Below are 20,375 nucleotides of genomic sequence, written 5' to 3' on the forward strand. Positions count from 1 at the left end.
CCACCGCACCCCAGGGTCCGGCCCCGGCCGGGAGCCGCTCACAACGGAGCACGGGGTCCCGGCCACCGCACCCCGGGTTCCGGCCCCGGCCGGGAGCCGCTCACAACGGAGCGCGGGGAGTCCCGGCCACCGCACCCCGGGTTCCGGCCCCGGCCGGGAGCCGCTCACAACGGAGCGCGGGGAGTCCCGGCCACCGCACCCCGGGTTCCGGCCCCGGCCGGAGCCCGCTCGGAACCAGAGCGCGGGGAGTCCCGGCCACCGCACCCCCGGGTTCCGGCCCCGGCCGGGAGCCGCTCAGAAAGCACCAGCGACGCGGCGGCCGGCGCTCCGTAGATCAGCGGGAACGGCAGGTGCGAGAACCAGCGGGCGCGCGCCACCGTGGCCGCGGCCCCGAGGAAGTACAGGACCAGGCCCGCCGCGGCCAGCACGCCGATCACGGGCACGAGAAGCCCGGCCAGCAGACCCGCCGCGCCGGCGGCCTTCGCGACGCCCAGCCAAGTCCACCAGGCGCGCGGCACGCCGTAGTCGGCGAGCGGCTTCACGGTCCACTCGGCGCCGAGCAGCAAGGACGCGGCCGAGAACCCGGCCAGGACGGCCCCCAGGACGGTGACGACGACATAGGCAGTGGACATGTCAGTGGCTCCTCATCGGGGTGTCGTGCTCGCTTCACCCCCCTGACACGCCGCGCCCCGGATGTGTGACAGCACCGGGGCGGAATGCTGCTGTGACCCGGCTCACATCGCGCGTCCTGCCAGAAGCCACCTCGACGGCAGCTCGATCCGGGTGCCGTCCGGGGTGAACTCGGTCGTGGCGAGCGGCAGTTCACCGGAGGCGAGGACCGTGAGGCCTGCGGCGGCGAGATAGACGGGCACGGCCTCGTCGGCGACCTCGCCGGGGGCGATGCCGTGACTCAGGACGGGGGCGAGCTTCGGGGGCGGTCCGGCGGGCCCGCCGGCCAGGTCCTCGAGGAGCGGCCGGGCCGCCTCCGACAGCTCGACGAGGAAGGCCCGGCCGGTGCCGCCGAGGAGGGCGGCGACACCGTCCACCAGCGGCTGGCGGTCGTCGGGCTCGCACTGGTGCAGTACGCCCCTCATATAGACGTTGGCGTCGCCGAGTTCGGCGTGCAGCGCCTCGGCCTCGCCCTGGGCGGCCGCGTCCAGCCGCCGGTACGCCGCCCTTCCGGCGGGGTCGGCGCGCCGGGCGTGGTCGAGGGCGGCGTCGGCCAGGTCGACGCCGATCACCCGCGGGAAGCGGTCGGCGAGAAACCGCGTCTGGGTGCCGTTGCCGCAGCCGAGGTCGACCAACGGCAGGGCGGCGTCGAGGAGTCGGGGCTCGAAGAAGGCGAGGTGGTGGGCGGAGGTCACCGCGGGGTCCGCGTCCCAGAACACCCCGCCCGGCGTCGTCGGGGCCGCCCGCCAGAACCCCTCCCAGGAGTCCCGGTACCGACTCGTCACGCTCATGCCCAACTCCCCTTCGCGCGACGCCGCTTCGGCGTCACCCTCGTTCAGCGCCCCGGCGGCGTCGGCGCGCACCGGACGGACTTCCCGGCTGCCGTGCGGCTGGCGCCACGCCCCCGGCCGGCGCGCTCACCACGCGGGGCCTCCGGCCCGCGCCCCGCGCCGCCGAACACCCCAGTCGAGGGTGACGGGCACCCGGTCGTTCCGGCTGAACTCCAGGACGGGATAGCCGAGTTCGAGGACCTGGGCGACGATGCGGGCGCTGTCGCCGACGCTCATGCCGGGCAGGATCCCGGGCAGCCGGCGGGCGAGTTCCCCGGCGCCGGGGACGTCGGTGTGCAGGGCGAAGGCGGGGGCGGCGCATTCGACGGTCCGCCGGTCCGGCTCCGGCCGCCGGTCCAGGCTCTCCGCGTCGGCGGCCAGCACGAGCAGCCGCTCGGATCCCGGGCCGACGAGGGGGTACGCCCACCACAGGACGTCGACCCGGCCCCTGCCCCCCGTCCCACCCCGCTCGGGCACGGTCAGCCGGGCCCGCCCGGCGGCCGGATGGCTCAGCGCGCCGTCGAGGGAGACGTCATCGCCGTGGGAGGCCGGGCCCTCGCAGGGAAGGTCCTCGTCCACCTCGGGGAGCACACCGGAGACGGGGAGCAGGTCGATGGCGGGCCGGCCGATCGCCTCGTCCGCGGCGACGCCGAAGAGCCCGCGGGCGGAGCTGCTCCAGTGGGTGACGAAGCCGCCCCGGTCGACGACGACCACGGCGAGCGGGATGCGCGCGACGCCCAAGGGGCCGCCCTCCGAAGGCTCGTCCGGTGGACCGGCGTCGGCGCCACGGCTGGGAGGTGCGTGCCTCTCGGTGCCGCGGTCCATGGCCCAGGCCCTCCCGGAGCTGCGCAAGATCTGTTCCGAAGGCACCACCGTACGGCGCGCGCCGCTCGCGATGTGCGTCATTTCTGCAATTGGTTTCACTGCCGGGCCGCCGGGGAACTCCCCCGCCCGGCGCACCGCCGGAGCCCGCGCGCCACCGCAGGTCAAACCTTGGATCCAGGGCCCTGGAAACACGTGACGGTCAAGGGCCGCCGGGCCCTTGACCGTCATGGTGACAGCGTGTCCTACTTCTCGACCTCGGTGGCGAGGTTGGCGAGAATCGCGTCGTAGATCCGGCCGAGACCCTTGGGCGCGAAGGTCCTCTCGAAGAAGCCGCCGATGCCGCCGGCGCCGGTCCAGGTGGTCGTCACGACGACCCGGGACCTGCCCTCGCCGGCCGGGGTGACGCGCCAGACGGTGACCATGGAGGAGTTGCGGTCCTTCTCGACCAGCTCGCCGTCGCTGGGCTCGGTGACCTCCAGGAGGCAGTCGCGGACGCGCTTGCTGGTGGCCTGGAGCTTCCAGTGCACGAGGGTGCCCTCGCCGTCGCCGCCCTCGCGCACCTCGTACTCGCTGAAGTGCTCGGGCAGCAGCTTCCCGCGCGTGCCGCTGTAGTCGGCGATCGTGTCGAACACCGTCTCCGGGTCCGCCGCGACGACCCGCTCCGTGGTGGCTTCGACCTGCGCCATGGGTTCCTCCAGGTCCTTGTTGCTCAGGGCTGAACAGGGGTTTCCTCAGCTTCGGGGCAAGCCAACCACCCCGCTGTCCGGCCGCCAAATCGGGGCGCCGGAAGCGGTCGCCGGCCGGTCGGAAAGCACCCTCGCACGATCATGGGAACACATGTTCTATTGTGGGCTCAGTGCTACCGAGGAGGCGTCATGCGCTGGGAGAACCTCACCGTGGAGTCCCGCCACGACCGCGCGGCGGACGCCGCCCTGTTCGGCGCGGACGCGGTCACCACCAGGACGTTCGACACGCCCGAGTTCCGTGGGATCACCTTCCACGAGATCCGCGCCCGTTCGATCCTCAACCGGGTGCCGGGCGCCTCCCGCATGCCGTTCGAGTGGACGGTGAACCCCTACCGGGGCTGCACGCACGCGTGCGTGTACTTCCCTGCGTGACCCTATTGAGCCCGGGAGGGCCGATGCTCAGCACTCCGAACGCGGACAAGGCATGGAAAGGCATGACGAGGTCATTCCCGACCCCGGAGGCGTCAGGCCAGTATGCCGCCCCGAGCAAGGCGGAGCGGACGGCATACGCCGTGCTGCTGTATGGACCGGCTGCGCGCTCAGGCGGCGCCGACGCGAGTCAGTGGCTGCTGCTGCGCGACCGCACAGCGAAGCGCCTGTGACCGACGCACCAGCAGCAGCCACACTTCAGGAGCGCGTCAGTCGCCCAAGACGCCGTCGAGGTAGTCCTGTACCGGCTCGTACAGGTCGCGCGGAACCAGCCTGCGGACAATCGCCCTGCGAGGCCCAGACGACCCCTGTGGCTTCCCTGACGCTCACCGGGGCGTTTCCGTGTGGGCGCGCAGGTCAGCGCAGGCCGTCTGTGTCGTCGTGCTCTTCGCCGCCTGGGAGTGGCCGACGGTCGCCCCCGGGTCCACGCTGTAGATGACCGCGGAGACCGCGCTGGGCTCTCTGCTCGCGGCCGGCCGCGAGCATGGCGGCTCGGGTCTTCCCTTACAGCGGCTCCGTGATCGAGGACACGGCTCCGCTGATTCGGACCGCACCTTCCCAACCCCGCTGGCAGAGCACCAGACGGTGGTCCGCGCCGTCCTCCGCCAGGCGCACGGCGTACAGGCCGGCACGGCTGTTGCCGAGCGAGATCTTCCCGAGCTGTATCAGGAGTTCCGGAGAGCACGGCAGCAGGACTTGATCCGCTGTGGTGCCGCGTGCGGGCGCTAGCGACACGAGGTCGAGACGCTCGCCTTCCCATCGAACCCACATGCCGAGCGTGGGCCAGGCGATGGCAGGGTCGAGCGCGGGGTGTGGCGCCCTCGCGTCCATGCGAGGGTCTCCCGGTCCTTGAGCTCTGTCTCGCGGCTGATCGGTCATGACGCGTTCGGTCACTAGCCGAGCCAGAAGGCGGCGACGGAGGGCTGGTCGATACCGGCGGTCGAGCCGTCGTGAGCAAGGAACTCGGTCGGAGCGATGTAGCCGTCGCCCGGATCGAGGCGGATGCGCAGGCAGCGCAGCGGGTGTCCTGCGGTGACGTACCGGCGGATGTCCTCGGTGTGGGGGTGGTGCCGGTCCGGGTCGGCGTGGAGCGTGCGGCAGATCTGCTGAATGTCGTGGTCGCCGATGAGCAGGTAGCGCGGGCCAGGGCCGAGATTGAGGCAGAGCCGTCGGCGACCCTGGTGGCGTCGGGCGTACGGCAGTCGGTCGAAATTGTCGACGTGCAGTCCGATCCGGCGACCGGTGGTGGAGTCCTCTGTGGTGGTGGCCCAGTGGCCGGGGCTGGCCGCGCACCCCAGGAGGGTTGTGGGCCAGCGGCCGTCGAGGGGGTCGAGGCGGGCGGCGGCTTCGAGGCGGCTGGCCAAGTCGTCGGAATCGAGGTCCGGCAGCGGTCGGTGTACGAGTTCGATCCGGATGCTGTCCGGCACCGAGTCATCGGCACGATGCTGCTCGGCGTCGGCCGCGGTGATCGATTTCCAGTTCTCGTCGGGGACGATAGCGCCGTCGTCGTAACCGGACTCGCTGGTGGTCTGCCGGACCGATGCGATGTCGCACCGGCCGCGTAGGTCGTCGAAGGAGTGGAATACGAGCTGTGGGCCCATGGCCGTGCCTCCCCAGGGCAGGTGCGGGGCTACTTGTCGTCGAGGTCTTCACCGAAGGTGACGTCCAGCTCGGCGGCGAGGGCCTCGGCGAGCTGGAGTGTCTGGGCGTGGTCGATGACGATCTGCTTGAGCGAGGCCAGGCCGCGGAGCTGGGAGAGGTCGTTACCCCGGAGGTCCAGGCCGCGGTTCTTCCCGCCGTCGAACTCGGTCAGCCGTAGATCGCAGTCATCGATCAGGGCGGCGCCGAGGTCAGCGGCGGCGAAGGTGGTCTCGCGTAGAGAGCACTTGGCGAAGATCACCGGGCCGGTGGCCCGGACGCGGGTGAGGGTGCTGTAGTCGAACTTGCAGTTCTCGAACAGGACGTTGTCGAGCGTCACGTCTTCGAGTGCGGCGCCCATGAGCTTGCAGTCGCGGAAGACGGCTCGGGAGATCTTGCTGTCGGTCCACTGCAGGGAGGACAGGTCGCATCCGGTGAACTCCACGGAGTCGACGCGGAGCTTCTCCAGGCGGGTGCGCTGGGCCTTGAGGCCGGTGATCCGCCCGTCCATCAGGTGGGTGTCGGCCAGGTCAAGGTCCCGCAGGTCAGCGCCAGCGTAGTGGAACTCCGCCACCCGGCCACGACCGCCCTCCAGCGAGGTGACGTTGGAGAGGTTGAGGCCCGGCTCGTTCAGGGCAGGGAGCGTGACGCTCGTACGGCGGATCGTGCGGGTGTCCATCAACAGCCTTTCAGCGCGGTGGCTCGGTCGCCGGTGCTGCTGGCACGCCCCAGGCGTGCCAGCAGCGGCGCGGCCTACTTCTTCTTGTTCCAGTTGTCCCAGGTCGGGCGGTTGTCGAAGGGGGCCGGGTTCTTCGCCCAGTTGTCCCACGTGGGCCGGTTGTCCCACGTCGCTTCAACGATCACCGGGGGCGGGACGTCGTGCGTGGCTATCAACTCCATCACGACGGGGGTGTCGGATGTGGCGAGTCGGTCCAGGATCTTCATGCAACAGCCTCCTTGGTTGCGAGCGTGGACAGCGCCGTGACCAGGGCCTGCCGGGAGACCCGGCAGTAGTTGGTCTCGGTGGTCGTGAGGTCACCGTTCTCGAAGTAGCGGTTGGCGGCCTGGGCGCCGCGGCAGAAGTCGAAGAACTCGCATTCGGCCTGGCAGCGGTCCAGGCCGGTGAGAAAGTCGCGTACGTAGCGCAGCCGGTGGGCATCACGGAGGATCTCGGGCAGGGGGCGGTCAAGGATGTTGCCGGCCACGAAGTCGCCGTACTCGGGCGCCGCCGTGTCCGCGAGTTCCGGGGAGAGCAGGACCACGTCGCCCTTCCAGGAGACGGTGGGGATCGGGTCGAGGCGGCGCCCGTCCCACTCACCTCTCTGGCCGGAACGGATCAGCTGGAGGTACTCGGCGAGGCGTTCGACTTCCCGGACCGCCGGGGCGCCAGGGCGCCGGCGGGTCCAGGTGAGGGTGCGGCGCCAGAACTCCTCGGCCTGGACCGCGGTGGGCGGCTGCCGGTCGGTGTTGACCCCTTCGATCTCCTCGATGTTGAAGCCCACCGAATGGCCGCCCAGAGAGGTCAGGAACTCCAGCAGATCCTCCGGCATCGCGATGCCCAGGGTGCCGACCACCGAGATCACGGAGAACGGGATGCCGTGCTCGCGCAGCTGCGCGATTCCGCGCAGGATCCGGTCGAAGGCGGGCTTGCCTCGCAGGTCGACGCGCTCGGCGTTCAAGGCGGCCGGGCCGTCGACGCTCACCCCGACGCGGACGTCGTACGCGGCCAGCAGGTCGCACCACGTCTCGGTGATCAGCGTCGCGTTGGTCTGCACATAGTGGTGGACTCGGCCCACCCGCCGCAGGGCCTCGAACGGCGCGAGCAGCGCGGCGAACTTCTGCTGGCCCACGGCGAGCGGCTCCCCGCCATGCCAGACGATGCCGATCGGATGGCCGCTGTCGTCGAACTGGGCCACCGCCTGCGCCAGGGCCTCGGCCACCTCCAGCGGCATCTGGTGTTTGAGCCTGCGAAACGGCAGGTAGCAGTACCGGCAGTCCAGATTGCACCAGGTCGTGGGCTGCACCACCACGGTCTGCGGGGCCGCAAACCACTGCTGGTACCGGGCACGCCACGGGGACGGGCGAGAGCGCATCGGGGTCCTCTCCTCGACGGACAGGGGCATCGCCGACCGCGAGCGGGAGCCGCGGGCCGGGGATACGACCACAATCCGTCCCGCCATGACGTATACGCGATGACATCGCGCTGTCATTGTCGATGACATGTCATCGGCGCGGCGCTGACACTCCACTGAAGTCGCTTCACCTGCACGGGAGTTCGAGTGGCTGCCTGTGGGCTATCGTGGCGGGGTGCCTCGCTCGATTCTGATCCACGACGGCCAGACCGCCCGCGACATCGGTCTGGTGTACTGCTGCTCGGGCTACCTCGTCGAGCGCGGCAAGGTGCTGCTCGTGCACCACAACCGCTTCGACAAATGGGTTCCGCCGGGCGGTCATATCGAGCCCGGGGAGTCCTTCGCGGGCACGGCGGTGCGCGAGTTCAAGGAGGAGACGGGGCTGCTGGTGGAGGCGATCTCCAGCCAGCCGACCATCCACCCGGCCGACCACAACGCCACTCCTGAACCCGTGCCGTTCTATGTGGACATCGAGCGCGAAGGCTTTCCGACGCCGGCGCTGGTCCAGTTCTTCTACGTCCAGCGGCAGCCGGGCGCCCGGGAACAGGCCGTGGAGGCGCAGCTCGAAGAGGTGCACGGGGCCGCCTGGTTCGGCCTGGAGGACCTCGACACCCTCAAGACCTTCGACCAGGTCCGTTCCCTGGCGCGGTTCGCCCTGCTGAACTACCCGGTGGCCGGGGAGCGCGCCACGTCGTAGGCGGCGGCCTACCGCCCTGCGAGGCGGTACCCGCTGGCCCCGTCCACCGTGCTGGCCAGCAGTAGCCTGGCCGGGGCGCCGCCGAAGGCCGTGGAGACGGCGTGGTTGAGGCGCTGAACGTACTTGGGCACCGAGGACGGGGCGACGTAGAGCTGCGCCGCGAGCCGCTCGGTCGACATTCCGGCCTCGGGGGCGTCGTACACGACCTTCACCACGTCGAACAGGCGCTCCGACAGCTCACACGCCACGCTTCCTTCGCTGTCGCGTGCCCTGAGGAGGACGGTCCGGCCCGGACCGAGGGCGACATGGACGATGGCAATCTCGGCCGACGCCTCGCTCGCGTGCTCGGAGGTGGTGTCGGCAAGGTTCATCCGGGCCAGACGCTGCATCGCTTCTTCGTAGGCCGACACCGTGTAGTACGCGGCCCGGATGGTTGCGCGCTTGCCCGAGGCACCCGGCTCGTTCCACAGTCCGGCCTCCGGGTCCCACAGGCCGTTCATCAGCTTCCACGCCTTGGTGAGGCGGGGGTCGCGCGGGCTCGCGCCGGCCCGGATGGCGGCCTGGGTGCACAGCGCGTACGCCATGTGCTCCCAGGCCGTGCCTTGTACGTCCTTGTCGTCCTCAACGAACTCCTCCCACCGGTGGTGGTTGTGCAGCAGCCACTGGCCGGCCTCGACGACCACGTCGGACAGCCGCTTGTGCTGCACCGGGCCGTGCACCCCGCCCGCCTCCCGCAGGCCGTCCCGATAAGCGGGCTCGCCGCCGGGCCCGGTGCCCGAGCAGACGGTCGACAGCGCGAGCAGGCACAGCGCTGTCTTGCTCGGGCTCGGGTCGGTGTCGATGTAGGTACGCCACCCCCATGCCCCGCTGGGGCGCCGGTGGTAGAGCAGGCCGTGCACTCCGTGGTCGATCAGCGGTTCGACGCGCTCCAACAGGCTGCTGGTCTCCACCCCGCCGGGTAAGAGGAGTCCGGGGCCGAAATCATGGAGGGTACCTCTGAGCTCGGCGAGCCGGTGCACCACCAAGGCGGTCTGGTGCAGCGAGGTGTCGTCGAGTCCGAGGACTTCGGGCCAGCCGTGGTCGACCTGGTGGTCCTCCAGCCAGCCGACGCACCAGGCCGCGGTCTCCGCGACGCCGCTGTGGTGGAAAAAGCGAGGGTGGGACAGCAGTCCGGCCAGGCCGAAGGCGATGAACCGGGTGTGCTCACCACGGCCGCCTTTGGGCCGTGGCCGCGAGTGCTCCGGGATGGCGCCGGTGAGGAAGTCGAGCCCCTGGCGAACCGGCTGTCCGGCGATGCCGGCAGCCCGCAGAATCGGCAGGACCTCGCTGGTGTTGACGATCGACGAAACCGAGGTCAGGGTGAGGCCCCACCCGCCGTCGTACCCCTGGTTGTGCAGCAGGGTCCGGGCAGCCTCGCCCGCTCTGGTCTCGAACGCCGCGAGCCCCACGTGCGCACTCTTCATGATTCGCCTCCGCCGCCAAACGACCGAACCGCCGGTCGGACCGTACCCAACTCGCCTACTGCCGACGCGTGTTCAGGGTCGAGACGCTACGGTGCATGGTCATGAAGCCGTTCGCGGGCGGCCCGCGTCCCGGCCCGGAGTTCGAAGCGCGAACCGAGGCGCTGCGCGAAATCGGGCGAGTGCCCTACTTCCCGTGAATGCCCGAGGGGGACGAGGCCACCGTCGCCCGCTGGGTGCGGGCCGCGCTGTCGACGGTCCTGCACTCGCCCAGCACTCGCCCTTCGAGGGCCCTTCGGCGCCGGGAACACGCGCTGAGATCTCGCTGCGGCAGTTCTTCTGGGCCCCCGTCAGTGCGCCCGGCATGAAGGTGCCGCCCAGGAGGTGAGGCAGGCGCCATGACCGGCGGCCTGAGCGGCTTCGCCCGTTCAGCGCGGGGCTTCGGCGCCGCCGCCGTGGCGGACTCGTTCCAGGATCTGCTCGTGCAAGGCCGCCAGGCCCTCCGGCGGCACCGGGGCGGGGCTACCGGTCAGGGTGTACCACTCGTCTGCGTTCGTGTACTGGATGGCGATGCCGGCGCGTCCGTCGGTCAGCAGGCGGGTGGCGACGGTGAGGTCGCCAGTGATGACGCCGACCTCGTCCGTCATCGCGCCGCCCTGCCCGGCCTTCACCTCACTGACGAGCTGTTCAGGCTGCGGGGGGTGTGCGTTCATGAGGGGCAGGTACCCAGCATGTCGGTGAGCGCGTCCTTCTCGGCCTCGGTCACCGACAGCTCGTAGTCGGACTTCACCGACACCCAGGCCCGGGCATAAGTGCACCAGTACGCCTGGGACGGTGGCTTCCACTCGTCCGGTCCCTGGTCGCCCTTGCTGCGGTTGGAAGCAGCGGAGACGGCCAGCAGCTGCGGGTGCGTCAGGTCGTTCGCGAACGCCTTCCGCTCCTCCTGCGTCCATGTGTTCGCCCCGGACCGCCAACCGTTCGCCAACGGCACCATGTGATCAATGTCAAGATCAGAGGCGTCCGTGAACATCTTACCGTCATACACGCTCACCCACCGGCCGGACACCGCCCGGCACTCGTCGTCCCGGGTGACGTCCGCGCCGTCACGCTCCAGAACCGTCTCGCGGGTGTTGCAGTTCTCCCCCTGCTCCGCCCAGTGCGAGAACTTGTCGCGGCTGTAACCGGACATCGAATCGTGCGGCGCCACCTTCAGCTCCGCCAGCTCCGCCCTGGCCTGCCCTGCCGTCGGCACACCCGGCAGCGTGCCCGTGTCGGCGGCCTCGCCGCCCGGCACCCCGGCCGAGCGCGAGGCGGACGGCTTGGCATCACTCGCCTGAGGCGCCGCCGGATCGTCGATGGCCGTACAGCCGGCCACCGCGACTACGGCCACGGCCGCCAAGCCCCGCCCCCATTAATACTGCTGACGCCCCATGACCTGCTGTTTCCTCCCGCCGGTGACCATACGAGCCGCAGCGTACCCGCCGGGGCCACCCGCCCAGCCACCACAACGCACCGCTCACCTCCACCGGGCAGGGCGGGCACGGGGCGCGCCCGCCCCGAGTACTGCGGAAAGCGAGCCGCAGGTAGTTCGTCCGGCAAGTGCGAACAAGCCGCGAGGGCCGCGGTTGTCGTGCCGACAGCTGCGCGGTCATTTGCTGGCCGCGGAGTTAATGGCGCTACGGATGGCGATGTCCACGGCGCGCTCGCCAGTCAGCTCGTAGTAGTAACGTGCACTGCCAGGGTGTTCCCGTAGCACACTGGCGAGGATCTGAGCGGCCTGGCCGTGCAAATGGCGCAGCCAGTCCCGGGTTGCGATCTGCTGGTCGAACTCGTTGGATGCCGCGTCCCAGGTGCACATACCGCGGGCCGCCTCCTCCAGCACCTCCCACTCCTCCTCCCGGGCGGCGTGACGGGCGACGCCGCGCAGCCACGCGATGGCTCTCTTGCATTCGTTGTAGTCCGGCCAGCCGGTGCCGTCGCCGTGGACGTGCCCGGCCATCGCCTTGACCAGGGTGAGGGCTTGCTCGGGGTTGGCCAGGAGGAGCAGCCCGGTGAGGTCCATCTCCAGGCCCGGCAGGACGTCCAGGTACAGCTCGTAGTCGTCGCCGTTGTCAGCGGCGAGCGCGAGCAGCCGGCGGGCCGCGTCGGTGTCCCCCTCCTGGGCGGCGGCCACGAGCTGCTGGGCCCGCGCAATGGGCAGGTCGAAGGTGGGGGAGGTCTCTCGCTCCACCAGGTCGAGGAATTCGGCGATGGACTGCGGGCGGTGCGACGGCTCATGGAAGGTGCACTGCCTGACAACGCCACGCCAGGGGCCGGACGGCAGCAGGGGCACGTTCGGCTGCGGGTCGGCGCCCGTCAGAAGCCAGCCGATGACCTTTCCCAGGCTGTAGATGTCGCTCGCGGGCGTCGCGTTGTGAGGATCGACGGACAACTCGGGGGCGCCGAACTCGACCGTGCCGATCGTGGTGCCGGTGCGTTTGGGATTGGTCGTCTGCCCGCGGGGGCGGCGCACGATACCCCAGTCGCCGAGGACCCACCGGCCGTCGAGATGCAGGATGTTGGCGGGCTTGATGTCCCGGTGCAGGTAGTCCAGGCGGTGGGCGTCGGCCAGGGCGGCCGCCACCGCGTCCACCAGGGCCCGCAGTTCCTGGCCGTCGCGCTGCAGCTCGGGCTGGAGGCGTTCGGCGGTGTCCTGGGCCAGCGGCATGACGAACCACTCGGCCCGGGGGCTCGAGTCGAGGACCGGCATGACGTGACGGTTGCTGCCGAGCTTCTGGGCGACCTCGATCTCGCGCAGCATCCGTGCGGTCAGGTTCTCGCGCAGCGACCGCGGCTTCTTGAACGCGACGACGGTGCCCGTCGGCTTGTGCACGGCCTCGTGGACGATCCCCATGCCGCCCTTGCCGTCCGGCAGCGGGAACTTCTCCAGGGCGTAGTCCTTCTTCACACCGAGGGCCTGCCGGCGCACTGCGGCGTACGTATCACTGGCGGCGGGCGCCGGCATGTGTTCCTCGACCGTGGGGGAGTCGGCAGGAACGTGTCCGGTGACCTTCATCAGTACGGGGTGGACGGCGTCGATGTCGTTCGTCGGCAACGAACCCAGCAGGTACGCGGCCCCGCCCTCCGGGTCCTGGGCGAGTCCCAGTACCTCGCCGAGCTGCACCTCGGCGACCGCATCGCTGGTGCGGGCCACCGCATCGACGGTGTGCAGTTCCACACCGATGCCGGAACCGGCCCGCCCGGCCACCAGGACCGTGTCTTTCCCGCTGCAGGCCACATGCCCCGGGTAGGACACCGGGGTCACCGTCCAGTCCTCCCGCCCGCCGGCGCTCGTGCCGACGGCGAGGTCGACGACGGCGCTGTGCCCGCCAGCGGCAAGGAAGAAGCGCCGTCCGTCAAGCCAGCCGGCCGACCGCACCGCCGCGTCGAAGGCGATGGAGAACCGCTGCTGATCCCCGACCTCGTCGCCGAGTCGCGTGAGCGCCAGCGTTGAGCTGGTGTCGGCGCCGAACGTCGCACCGGATCCGGACAGAACCCACACGCTCGCGTCGGGGCCGAGCAGCAGGCTCGCGTTCGCCTCGAACCCGCCGCCCACCGCTCGCAGTGCGCCGTCGCGCCACATCACCACCGCCGGCCCGCGCAGCACGCACACCGAGCTGTCCGGCAGTACGACCGCGGCACCATGCACGCCGGGAAGCGGCAGCCGCCACCGCACCCCGCCCCGCCGCAGATCCATCTCCGCGAGTCCGGTCTCGGTGGTGATCAGCGCCCGCCCGGCAGACTCCCAGGCAAGACCGCTCGGCCGCAGCGGCCAGGACTCGCCGGCCAGGACCACGGAGGCCGTGATGCCCGGCTCCGTCCGGGCCGGCACGGTGACCGGTCCGGACGGCCGCGCCGGCAGGGACAGGGCGGGGGTCGGCTCTTCCGGCTCCTGCAGCAGGAGTTCGTGCAGCGGCGTGTACGGCGGCCGCGGCGGGCGGAAAGCCGACCGGATCAGCGCCGCGAGCTCAGCGAGGCCGCACACGGCGGCTTCCAGATGGTCCCGGTCGAGCAGCACGCCCCGCGCACCCAGAACGGCGCGCAGGGCATCGTCCACCGCCGGGCCCGGAGTCCTCGCGCACACCAGGACCCACCGCACACCCTGACCCAGGTCCTGCTGCTCGCGGGCACGCACCGCGGCCCTGGCCGACTCGGCCACATCGGTGCCTGACGCAGCCGTCACGGTGATCGCGTAGTCGCGTCCGGCGAGTTCGAAGAACACGGTCGGCTCGTCCGGCGCGCGGTGGGCCACCGTTGCTTCCTCGTCGGTGCGCCGGATTAGGGCTATGACCACGTCGACGAGGAGTCGGTGACGGTCCGGCTCCGACAGTTCGGTGCTGTGGCACTGACCGTACTCGGCCAGTAGCTCCCGTACGTCTTCCATCGCCCCGCCCCGTGCATCGTGCCTACCGGGCACCATGCCCGGAGGAGCGATTGTCGCGCACAGCCGGACACGACGCGCGTTGATGACGGAGTTTCGCTCCGCATCCCATGGCCGGACCCACCCTTCCCCGTCACGGTCCCACGCCCTCGCGGCCCCCACGCGAGGGTGCGCTTGACCACCTGATCGATCTCCTCGGCCAGGTTCCGCTCTGTGATGGTGAGGCCGGACGGTGCGTGATCGTGAATGATTCGCGACAGGACGCCCACGTGGTCGTCGTCCAGCACGACGGCTTCGTCGGGGTGCTTCTCGGCGTCCACGATGGCGCGGGCGACGCGCAGCGCATCGGCCAGGAACTCCAGGGCGTCCTGCGCGTTCTGGATGATCCGGTCCCGCGCCCGTGGCATTGTCCGGCCGGGGCAGTCCTCTCCGGCCGCCGTGGTGCTGCGCCTTGGGCTTGGCTATGCCTGGGCAGGGGTGGGGCCGGGGGCGAACAGGAGGGCGTGCAGGGGACGGGTGCGGGTGGGGGCCAGGACTTCGAGCCAGCCGTCACCGTCGGCAAGGCAGTACGGGATGGACCGGTAATGCTGCCACTTCCAGTTCACCCACCAGCGGGCCTCTTCGAGGCGGCCGGCCATGCGGCTGGGGGTGGGCAAGCGGTAGCCGGAGAGTTCCACGTCGCTGAGGCCGACGTTCAGGTCCTGGAGGTGCTGCAGGGCGCAGAGCGCGGCGCGGCGCAGCGGGCTGTGGTCCACCCAGCGGGTACTCAGGTCGTAGGCGATCTCCACATCGGCGGGTTCGGCGGGCTGGTCGGGCAGGATGATGCGGGAGATGGTGATCTGGCCGGTGTCGGGCCAGGTGATCAGGTCGTGGCGAACCGGGCGGGGGATCGCATGGTCCAGGGCCTCGAATTCTTCGATCATGTCGTCGCGTGGTGCGCGCCCCGCTGAGGGATCCGGCTGGATGGCGTGCAGGATGCTCAGGGCATGCTGGAGGGTGTCGCCGCGGCGCCACAGGCGCAGCATGGGCACGCCCTCGCTCTCGAGTTGGCGACGCTGGGCGGTATCGAACTGAAACTGGATGCCGCGGCTGCGGCCGGCCAGCTGCCGACGGAGCTCGCTGTGGGGGTTGCGGCCGGAGAAGATGGAGGCGATCTCGAGCTGCCGCATCCGCTCGTCGCGGTGGAAGTCCACGGCGATGTCGACGTCGTGCGGCTCAAGGGCGCCGCGGGCGTAGGAGCCGAACAGGTAGACCTCGTCGACCAGCGTCAGCGGCCAGTCGGTCCCCTCATCCAGCCTGCGCAGCATGTCCTCCCCAAGCGTGGTGGCTCGCTCCCGCTTCACCTGTCCCCGCCCTTTCCCGTGTCGCGCTCCCAGGCCAGCGTAGGCCTCCGCGGCGCCAGTCGGGCCAGGGTCTTGGACGTCGAGTGTCTATGCCTCGATGTCGTCATTGAGCAGGGGAAGAAGCGCTTGGTGCAGGTCGACTTCGAGGTGCTGTGCGGGGACGGGCAGACGTTGGCGCACGGTGCCGCTGACGTTCGTGGCCGTTGCGCGCCACTCGCCGACGAAGGAGTCTGCCGCTTCCTGCGTGCTGTAGAGCGTGATCGGACCGAGAGGGACGGTCTCGTGGGGTCGCAGGTCGACCGGCGCGAAGCGGATGATCGTGCGGCCCTCTTCATGCTCGATGTCCGGTGAGTCGATGGGCGGCAGCCGAAACGCTGGTGCCTGCAGGGCGGCGATGCCCGGGAAGGCGCTGAGGCTGACGGGGAGAGCTGCTGATCCGTATTCTTTGGGCTCGTCAGGCCAGTCGACGTCCTCTTCGTCGTCTGTGACGTGCGCGAGGACCGTGTCGGGGAGACTCAGCACAACTTCGACCTTGAAGAGATTCTCCTCCCCGGGGTTGGTCAGCCTCAGCCGCAGTGGCGTACCCGTTGTACCAACCACCTGTACGAAGGACTGCTGCATCGCCGCGTCGAAGTCGCGCAGGTACTCCTCAACCTGCTCACGGAACTCATCGGGCGAACGGTAGTCCGTGGGGGGCAGGGCGCGGAACACGTCGAATGCCGGAGCGTACGGGAAGGCATCTGTCGTGTTCTTCTTCGCCTGGCGCCTGACACCGAGCTGTTTCAGCAGGTTCTCACGCAAGACGTCGAGGATCTTGGTGCGCATGTCCTCGGTGGGCGGCACCACAGCGACGGCGCCGGCGGCAACACCTACGGTGACGTTCACGCGCTTGGCCGCGCGCCGGGCCCGCTCCGTCAGGGCATCGATCTCGGCTGCGCGCGCGGGCTGGGTCTTGCCGGCGTACCGGTGGAAGACCGTGCCCGCGTAGAAGTTCTGGTACTCCTTGCGGAGCGGGTGAACCGGATCGCCCCATCGCGGTGGGAAGACGTCGACCAGCATGACGTGCCGCGGGCCTTCACCGTTGTCGAACGGCACGTAGGTGAACTGGTAGCGGTCGAAGTCGCCGATGTAGCGCCCCAGCCAGGCATCAACCTTCTCAATGTCGTGCCTCGTGACTCCCTGGAGCGCTTCTTCCTCGACTCCGACCAGGAGGTAGGCGTGGCCTTCGGCCCACTGCGCTGCCACGTCGGGCATCCGGTTGGCGAACCCGAGGATCGCCTTCGAGACGGCGAAGGCTCCTTCCGGCTTCGACACGTCGTGGTGAGACTTCCACTCCAGCCAGCGTGTCTCGTCAGCGTTACTTGCACTGAGAACCGCTTCGATCAGCGCTTTCTGTCTCTTCAGCCCGACTACCGGTTGGTCTGCATCGAAGTTCAACGTCATGGTGGTTCCGGGGTCCTTCATCGTCAGTTGGACCTCCAGCATGAGGGGTCACACTGACAACGCCGACCGGTTTTCCTGTCGTGCAGGGCGAGGACGGCTGGGGCCACCGTGTGGTGGTGGGGTCGCGGCGTCGTTGGATGGTGCGCCCTCGAGCCGGGCCCGGAGGTGTCATGGCTGATCCTCCGGGGCCCGTGTCGTCTCGTGGAGCGAGAATTACTCTTCGTCGGTCAGGGCCTTGACGAACGCCTCTTCGGAGTCCAGCGAGCGGAGCAGGGGGCCGAGGAGCCTTCGCGTCACGGTGCCCGGTGCGTCGCGCAGCTCGGCCAGGGTCACGCCGGTGCTCTCCTCGTACGTGTCGGCGCTGTACCTGTGGTCACTTGCGAAGATGGACGGCTGACTCCATCGACGTCGGCCGCGGAGCCGGTTGGCTCCGACGGCCACCGCCCAGTTCCCGTGGTAGCCCACGTCATCGGAGATGAGGCGGATCAGCTCCAGCATGTGTCGGGTGAAGACGACGGCGGCAGCGTCGAAGATGACCTGCTCCGCATCACCTGGCGACTCGTACGGCCTGGATGTGCCCTCGGAAAGACGGGTCATGAGCAGCCGCAGCCCTCCATCCTCGAAGAGCTGAAGCTCGATGACGGACTCGTCAGAGGAACCGCCTTCCGGGGCATAGACGCGGCCGGCTCCGAGCCCCGAGGAGCTGAGAGCCACTCCCCTCGCGCGCCGGTGCCCCTGGTGGGCGGAAGACAGATCAGGGCTGAATCCCATCCCGGAAAGCGCTGCCCGGGTGCGAGGGGCTTCCAGGGCACGCTGGATCAGCGTGCGCAGGCGGTGGTTCCAGTCCCGGGCGCCGGTGATGGGCAGGCACATGTCCCGTCGTCCGGCGGCCGGCTGGGCGACCAGGAAGAGGTGGGACTGGGATCCGACGTCGCACAACGGGTCCTCGTCCATCTCCTTGCGCAGCAGGGTGAGGGTGTCGGCCTCGGTGTTGCGTCGCCGTGCGTGGAGTGCGACGACTTCGGCGTCGCCCATCTGGTACTTCGTCTTGTCGCCGCGGCCGAAGTAGCGGTTGTCGACCATGTGCGGTGCGACAGGGCTGGCCGGGATGTGCACGATGAGGTAGCCGGTCCCGTCGTCGACCGCCGCGCTGATCTCCTCGGTGAGGATGGTCAGGGGCGGGTCGGGGATGGTGCGGGCCACCTGCTCGATCTTCTCCGGCAGTCCGTTCAGGGGCTGGGGAGCGAGCTCGAAGGTGCGGCTCTCCTTGTTCTCCTGGACGCCGATGATCAGGGTGCCGCCGTGGACGGCGAACGAGGACAGGTCGCGTGCCAGTTCCTTGTTGTCGCCCTTGCTGTTCGGGGCCTTCTTCAGGTCCAGGTGGTGGCTTTCCTCGAACAGGCCGCCGTCGACGGCGGCCTGGAGGTCGGCCTCGGTCTTCGGCATCCACCGGGGGGTTGTCGGAGGAGAGGTAGATCGACGTCACTATAGGGTCCCGCTTCCCGTGATCCAAGGCCCGGCACGGGCCGTAGCCCAGGGGGCTGAGCGCCAAGGGTACGGAGCGGGTCCGACAACGGACCTTCCGTTTTCCGGGACGCTGTGGGGCACCCCCTCTTCGTCGGTCGGGCGGGTCAGGACGTCGCGGTCTGCTCACCGCCGGGCTGCGTGGCGGCTTCGGCGTTAGTCACGAGCAGCACCTGCGTGAGATGGGCGGCGGACTCGGTCGGAATCAAGCGAACACAACACCGGTCAATACAGCTTCACGGCACTGCACTCCCACTTCACTCGGCCCGAGGTTGCTGAGATAGGGGTGGGAGTTTTCCTCGATCGATGCGGTCCTGCCAGGTGTCGAGCACGAACTCCGTCACGGTCACGGTGCTGTTCAGCGCCAGCCGTGCGTGGCGGGTCAGCGCTGGACTCGGTGCGGTGCGTCCGTGGCCGAGTCCGAGCTGATTGCGCAGTTCGGCCAGGCCCTGCACCGTCGTGGTGAGTGTGCGCAGGATCTTGACCACCGTGGCACTGGCCTTGGCGTGGTCGGCCACGGCGTCGGCGTTCAGGCCTAGCAGCGTCGTGACGCGCTTGAACAGCGGCGGTAGGTCTTCACCGGGCGGGAACTCGATGTCCTGGTGCTCCAGGATGATCTTGCAAAGGCTTTCGACGAGTTCTTTGCACGAGGCGATCGCTGCGGCCGGGTCGCGTTCCAGGCCGGCCCTGATGCGCTCTTGATGATCGTGGAGCACTCGGGGGTCGGACAGCAGCGGTCGTGATTCGAACTTCAAGTCCGGTCTGGCGCCGTGGAAGGACGCGAGGGGTCCGCCTGCATACACCGGCAGCCCGCTGATGTACTCGGTCGGGTAGAGCTCGAAGCCGTCTTTGGTGAGGATGTCGTTGAGCTTCTCGGCCAGACGTTGGACCTCGGCCGGGTCACGCCGCACCACGGGGTGGAGCATTTCGGCGAGGAAGTTCAAGAGCGGCTGCGGAGAGTCGCTGCTGAGGCCGAAGCGGGAGTCCGTGAACACCCATTCCGGCGGCCAGTCGTCGTTGTTGATGCAGTGCTGCCAGATGTCTTCTCTGGCCGTGAGACGCCGGTAGCCATCGCCTTCGAGAGCGTCCAGGTCGTACAGGCGTTCCAGGAACCTCACCTCGTCCAGAGCGCCCCACCACCAGACCTTCTCGACGACCAAGAGGTCGATGAGGCGCTGGCGGGTGACGACGGTGAGCTGCTGTGGTGCCACCGGCTGCCCTTTCTTATGAGGAGTTCCAGCTCGCGCGGGCTCAGGTTGAGGCTGCGGGTGTGTTCCTCGCAGGCGGGGTCAGTGCGGGGGCCGCCTTGCGCCAGGGGGCGTTGGGGTCGGCGAGGGTGTCGAGCATCAGCTCGCACCAGGTGGCGGCGGTACCGACGGCGAAGCGGGCATGCCGGGGGCCGAGTCCTGTGGGTGCCGCCAGCCGTCCGTGGCCGGTCCCGTACCGGTTACGCAGTTCGGCGACACCGATGGCAGCCGAGGTCAGTGCGCCCAGGATGCGCTTGATGCTGTCGGCGTTGTCCGGGCTCCCGCTGTTGCGGGCCGTCGGCACGGCCGCAGGGTGGAGGTGAAGGGCCTGCTGAGCCTGCTTGATCAGCGCGGGCAGGTCCTGGCGTTCGTCGACCGGCAAGTTGCGCTTGAGCAGTACGAGTTTGGCGGTGGCCTCGATGAGCTGCTTGGCAGCGCCGATCGCGTCGTCGGGGTAATCGGCCCCGAATCTGCGGAGCCGTTCGAGTTCGGCGTGGATGCCCGATGCCTCGGACAGGGCGTCGGCGTGCACGACCAGGTGGTCAATGCGGGCGGTGTGCAGGCGGAGTTCATCGTCCAGGCGGCAACCGTCCCGCGCGAACGCCTCTCGCAGCTCCGCCACCGTGTCGGCAGGCAAGCCGTCCCCGCCGGACTTTCGGCTCTCGCGGTCGAGGCGGCGCAGCATGCTCTCGAATACCCGCAGGGCCCGGGTCACATGGTCGTGGTCGGTCCAGTCAACGGACGCGGCGTAGGAGTCGAAGAGCTGTTTGCGGACGCCGCCCTCGCCGGGAGTGGCGTCAGGGTTTTGGGCGAAGTGTTCGTTCTCCCAGTACTCGCCGATCGCCCCTGCCACGAGACCGCTCATCAGTCCCCGGACGGCGTTCCGGGCGGTCCGGGAGAGCAGTTCACGATCAGGGGCGGCCATATAGGCAGATTACGGGGCTGGCATGCGCAAGACCCCGGAATTTTCAC

At 69.8% G+C, this 20,375-nt stretch carries 19 protein-coding genes and 2 pseudogenes; 3 read left to right on the plus strand and 18 right to left on the minus strand.

From position 1 onward, the window contains the following. Window positions 1-164: 164 nt before the first annotated feature. The 4 genes and pseudogenes from ACIOC0_RS18240 to ACIOC0_RS18255 form a co-directional block, all read right to left on the minus strand. A complete protein-coding gene (locus tag ACIOC0_RS18240) occupies window positions 165-632 on the minus strand; it encodes a DoxX family protein (RefSeq protein ID WP_402155980.1) in 468 nt (155 codons plus the stop codon). 102 nt (window positions 633-734) lie between these two features. Beyond that, window positions 735-1,460 carry a class I SAM-dependent methyltransferase gene (locus ACIOC0_RS18245; RefSeq protein ID WP_402155982.1) on the minus strand — a complete coding sequence of 242 codons (726 nt, stop codon included), beginning with the start codon at window positions 1,458-1,460 and terminating at the stop codon, window positions 735-737. Window positions 1,461-1,607: 147 nt separating this feature from the next. Further along, window positions 1,608-2,324: pseudogene (locus ACIOC0_RS18250) on the minus strand (PAS domain-containing protein); the annotation flags it as partial. Between the two features lie 242 nt (window positions 2,325-2,566). Continuing rightward, window positions 2,567-3,010 (minus strand): SRPBCC family protein, encoded by a 444-nt coding sequence (locus ACIOC0_RS18255; protein WP_402155984.1) that lies wholly within the window; start codon window positions 3,008-3,010, stop codon window positions 2,567-2,569. A 189-nt stretch (window positions 3,011-3,199) separates the two neighbouring features. Between ACIOC0_RS18255 and ACIOC0_RS18260 the strand changes: the two are divergent. Together ACIOC0_RS18260 and ACIOC0_RS18265 are read left to right on the plus strand one after the other, a co-directional pair. Beyond that, a pseudogene (locus ACIOC0_RS18260) lies at window positions 3,200-3,430 on the plus strand (radical SAM protein); the annotation flags it as partial. 74 nt (window positions 3,431-3,504) lie between these two features. Continuing rightward, the gene (locus tag ACIOC0_RS18265; RefSeq protein WP_402155986.1) at window positions 3,505-3,672 is read left to right on the plus strand and encodes a hypothetical protein; all 168 of its coding nucleotides are present in this window, start codon (window positions 3,505-3,507) and stop codon (window positions 3,670-3,672) included. A 331-nt stretch (window positions 3,673-4,003) separates the two neighbouring features. Here ACIOC0_RS18265 and ACIOC0_RS18270 read toward each other — a convergent pair whose 3' ends face one another. The 5 genes from ACIOC0_RS18270 to amcB all read right to left on the minus strand — a co-directional run bounded on the left by ACIOC0_RS18270 (window position 4,004) and on the right by amcB (window position 7,230). Continuing rightward, on the minus strand, window positions 4,004-4,330 hold the full coding sequence (locus tag ACIOC0_RS18270) for a hypothetical protein (RefSeq protein ID WP_402155987.1): 327 nt from the start codon (window positions 4,328-4,330) through the stop codon (window positions 4,004-4,006). Window positions 4,331-4,392: 62 nt separating this feature from the next. Further along, the gene (locus tag ACIOC0_RS18275) at window positions 4,393-5,100 is read right to left on the minus strand and encodes a hypothetical protein (RefSeq protein ID WP_402155989.1); all 708 of its coding nucleotides are present in this window, start codon (window positions 5,098-5,100) and stop codon (window positions 4,393-4,395) included. Window positions 5,101-5,129: 29 nt separating this feature from the next. Then, window positions 5,130-5,816, minus strand: coding sequence for a pentapeptide repeat-containing protein (locus ACIOC0_RS18280; protein ID WP_402155991.1), 687 nt, complete (start codon window positions 5,814-5,816; stop codon window positions 5,130-5,132). Between the two features lie 74 nt (window positions 5,817-5,890). Beyond that, entirely contained in the window at window positions 5,891-6,082 is a 192-nt protein-coding gene (gene amcA, locus ACIOC0_RS18285; protein WP_256905529.1) for a multiple cyclophane-containing RiPP AmcA, read from the minus strand. After that, the gene (amcB, locus tag ACIOC0_RS18290) at window positions 6,079-7,230 is read right to left on the minus strand and encodes a cyclophane-forming radical SAM peptide maturase AmcB (RefSeq protein WP_402155992.1); all 1,152 of its coding nucleotides are present in this window, start codon (window positions 7,228-7,230) and stop codon (window positions 6,079-6,081) included. Before amcB ends, amcA begins: the two co-directional genes overlap by 4 nt. A gap of 214 nt (window positions 7,231-7,444) precedes the next feature. Here amcB and ACIOC0_RS18295 point away from each other — a divergent pair, with 214 nt between their 5' ends. After that, complete coding sequence (locus ACIOC0_RS18295) at window positions 7,445-7,966, plus strand: NUDIX hydrolase (RefSeq protein WP_402155994.1); 522 nt, start codon at window positions 7,445-7,447, stop codon at window positions 7,964-7,966. Between the two features lie 8 nt (window positions 7,967-7,974). On the opposite strand, the gene ACIOC0_RS18300 is transcribed toward ACIOC0_RS18295, so the two are convergent. The 9 genes from ACIOC0_RS18300 to ACIOC0_RS18340 all read right to left on the minus strand — a co-directional run bounded on the left by ACIOC0_RS18300 (window position 7,975) and on the right by ACIOC0_RS18340 (window position 20,328). After that, on the minus strand, window positions 7,975-9,429 hold the full coding sequence (locus tag ACIOC0_RS18300) for a hypothetical protein (RefSeq protein WP_402155995.1): 1,455 nt from the start codon (window positions 9,427-9,429) through the stop codon (window positions 7,975-7,977). Between the two features lie 425 nt (window positions 9,430-9,854). After that, window positions 9,855-10,139: a hypothetical protein gene (locus ACIOC0_RS18305; protein ID WP_402155997.1), complete on the minus strand. Its 285-nt coding sequence runs from the start codon at window positions 10,137-10,139 to the stop codon at window positions 9,855-9,857. Further along, window positions 10,136-10,816 (minus strand): HNH endonuclease family protein, encoded by a 681-nt coding sequence (locus ACIOC0_RS18310; protein ID WP_402155999.1) that lies wholly within the window; start codon window positions 10,814-10,816, stop codon window positions 10,136-10,138. Before ACIOC0_RS18310 ends, ACIOC0_RS18305 begins: the two co-directional genes overlap by 4 nt. 258 nt (window positions 10,817-11,074) lie before the next feature. Further along, window positions 11,075-13,849 (minus strand): protein kinase, encoded by a 2,775-nt coding sequence (locus ACIOC0_RS18315; protein WP_402156000.1) that lies wholly within the window; start codon window positions 13,847-13,849, stop codon window positions 11,075-11,077. Between the two features lie 458 nt (window positions 13,850-14,307). Then, complete coding sequence (locus ACIOC0_RS18320; RefSeq protein WP_402156001.1) at window positions 14,308-15,153, minus strand: nucleotidyltransferase domain-containing protein; 846 nt, start codon at window positions 15,151-15,153, stop codon at window positions 14,308-14,310. A gap of 123 nt (window positions 15,154-15,276) precedes the next feature. Next, window positions 15,277-16,674 carry a hypothetical protein gene (locus ACIOC0_RS18325; RefSeq protein ID WP_402156002.1) on the minus strand — a complete coding sequence of 466 codons (1,398 nt, stop codon included), beginning with the start codon at window positions 16,672-16,674 and terminating at the stop codon, window positions 15,277-15,279. Between the two features lie 171 nt (window positions 16,675-16,845). Then, the gene (locus tag ACIOC0_RS18330) at window positions 16,846-18,078 is read right to left on the minus strand and encodes a helix-turn-helix domain-containing protein (protein ID WP_402156003.1); all 1,233 of its coding nucleotides are present in this window, start codon (window positions 18,076-18,078) and stop codon (window positions 16,846-16,848) included. A gap of 335 nt (window positions 18,079-18,413) precedes the next feature. After that, the gene (locus ACIOC0_RS18335) at window positions 18,414-19,367 is read right to left on the minus strand and encodes an abortive infection family protein (protein ID WP_402156005.1); all 954 of its coding nucleotides are present in this window, start codon (window positions 19,365-19,367) and stop codon (window positions 18,414-18,416) included. Between the two features lie 40 nt (window positions 19,368-19,407). Continuing rightward, on the minus strand, window positions 19,408-20,328 hold the full coding sequence (locus tag ACIOC0_RS18340) for an abortive infection family protein (protein ID WP_402156007.1): 921 nt from the start codon (window positions 20,326-20,328) through the stop codon (window positions 19,408-19,410). Window positions 20,329-20,375 lie beyond the last annotated feature (47 nt).

It is taken from the genome of Streptomyces sp. NPDC088254, assembly GCF_044740925.1.
Taxonomy (GTDB): domain Bacteria; phylum Actinomycetota; class Actinomycetes; order Streptomycetales; family Streptomycetaceae; genus Streptomyces.